This window comes from Cellulomonas septica (genome assembly GCF_012396155.1).
Lineage (GTDB): Bacteria > Actinomycetota > Actinomycetes > Actinomycetales > Cellulomonadaceae > Cellulomonas > Cellulomonas septica.
This window is the reverse complement of record NZ_JAAXOY010000645.1, coordinates 1-2,027: the sequence shown is the minus strand read 5'-3', so window position 1 is coordinate 2,027 and position 2,027 is coordinate 1. Positions and strand designations below refer to the sequence as shown.

Sequence of the window (2,027 nt, the reverse complement as noted above, 5' to 3'; positions counted from 1 at the left end):
CGCCTCGGTCGGGTCCAGGCCGCGCGCCCGGTAGACGAGCGCGAGCTCGTTCGCGTCGACGTCGAGGTGCGGCAGCGCCTCGGCCGCGTGCCGGCCGGGTCGCGACGCCTCGAGCAGCTCGCGCTGCGACCGCACCGACACGTACTCGCCCGCCCCCATCGAGAGCGCGCCCGCGAGCAGCCCGGCCAGGCCCGTGAGCAGCACGGTGGCCTGCGACGCGCCGCTCGCACCGATGCCGAGCACGAGCGCGAGGTTGCTCACCAGGCCGTCGTTCGCGCCGAACACCGCCGCCCGGAACGTGCCCGACATGCGGTTGCGACCGCGGGTCGCGAGCCCCCGCACGACCTCCTCGTGGATGCGCTCGTCCGCGGCCATGCGCGGGGTCGCGTCGGCCTCGTCCGCGTACTCCGACCGGGCCTCCGCACGCTGCGCGAGCGCCAGGACGAACACCGACCCGAACCGTCGGGCCAGCCAGCCCAGCACGCGTGTCCGCACGTCGCCCGGGAGCGGGCGCCCCACGTCGTCGCCCAGCAGGTCCAGCCAGTGCTGCTCGTGCCGGCGTTCCGCTTCGGCGAGCGCCAGCAGGATCGCCTTCTCCTCACCCGTGCGGCGCGCCGCGAGGTCACGGTAGACCGCCGCCTCGGCCCGCTCGTCGGCGAGATAGCGCCGCCACCTGCGCACCTGGCGCGGCGACGGTCGGTGCGGGGCGGACGGTGCGACGGGGGCCACGGCGACCATGCTCACACGCGTGCGGGTGGAGGTTCGTCCCGAGGGCCGAGTTCGAGTTGCCGAATCGCCGGATGTGCACAACCGTGGCGGAGTCCCCACACCGTCACCCCGGACGAGGTCGAGCAGGAGGCCCCGCATGCGCGCCGAGACGTCCGTCGCACCCGCGCTCTCCGCGGTCGCGCCGGCGCGCCGGTGGGCACGCGAGCGACTCGTCGAGGCCGGCGTCGAGCCCGCCCGGCTCGAGGTGCTCGTGCTGCTCGTCAGCGAGCTGGTGACGAACGCGGTCGCGCACGCCGACCCGCCCGTGACGCTCCGCGTCGACGTCGACGACGTCCGCACGCGCGTCGAGGTCACCGACGGCGCGCGTGACGAGCCCGTGCTCCGCAACCCGCCGCCCACCGCGCTCGGCGGCCGCGGGGTCATGTTCATCGACCGGCTGTCGAGCAGCTGGGGCACCACGCCCGAGGAGGACGGCGTCGCCGTCAAGGCCGTCTGGTTCGAGCTCCGGCACGACGACGTCCCCGCCGACCTCGCGCGGTTCGCCCCGCAGGCCTGAGCCACCCGCACCTCGTGGGGGTGACACGTCCGTCACCCCGGCCCGACGCGTTCGCGCCGCGGACCTGACTCCCGCACGCCAGGATGGGCCGCATGCCGGAGACCACCACCGCCCGCGTCGCCGTGTACGTCGACTTCGACAACATCGTCATCTCGCGCTACGACCAGACGTTCCGCCGCGGCGACTGGTACCGCGACAGCGCCCGTGAGCACCGCATGGACGCGCGCGCCGACGACCCCGTCGCCCAGCGGCTCGCGCAGGCGCGCGTCGACGTCGGCGCGATCCTCGACTACGCGTCGTCGTTCGGGTCGGTCGTCGTCAGCCGCGCCTACGCCGACTGGTCCGTGCCCGCCAACGCCGCCTACCAGCGGCAGCTCGTCGACCGCGCCGTCGACCTCACGCAGCTCTTCCCCGTGACCGCCGGGCTCAAGAACGGCGCCGACATCCGGCTCGCGGTCGACGTCGTCGAGGACCTGTTCCGGCTGCCCGACGTCACGCACGTCGTCGTGGTGGCCGGCGACTCCGACTACGTCGCGCTCGCGCAGCGCGCCAAGCGGCTCGGGCGGTACGTCGTCGGGATCGGCGTCGCCGGGGCGACGTCCCGCGCGCTCATGGCCGCGTGCGACGAGTTCGCCGACTACGACGACCTGCTCGAGACGTCCGCGGCCGACGAGCCCGAGGACGACGAGCCGGTGGACGCGCCCGTCGCCGACCGCGCGGCCGGCTCCGGCGGCCGCGGGCC

At 75.4% G+C, this 2,027-nt stretch carries 3 protein-coding genes; 2 read left to right on the top strand and 1 reads right to left on the bottom strand.

Translation table 11 applies throughout. The features are described 5' to 3' along the window. Window positions 1-738, bottom strand: a 738-nt coding sequence (locus tag HGA02_RS17655; RefSeq protein ID WP_210728764.1) for a VIT1/CCC1 transporter family protein, incomplete at its 3' end; no start/stop codon positions are given. Between the two features lie 127 nt (window positions 739-865). On the opposite strand from HGA02_RS17655, the gene HGA02_RS17650 reads away from it, so the two are divergent. Beyond that, window positions 866-1,285, top strand: a complete 420-nt coding sequence (locus HGA02_RS17650; RefSeq protein WP_168680540.1) for an ATP-binding protein — start codon at window positions 866-868, stop codon at window positions 1,283-1,285. Between the two features lie 92 nt (window positions 1,286-1,377). Then, the coding region (locus HGA02_RS17645; protein WP_246248029.1) for an NYN domain-containing protein at window positions 1,378-2,027 on the top strand (650 nt) is incomplete at its 3' end.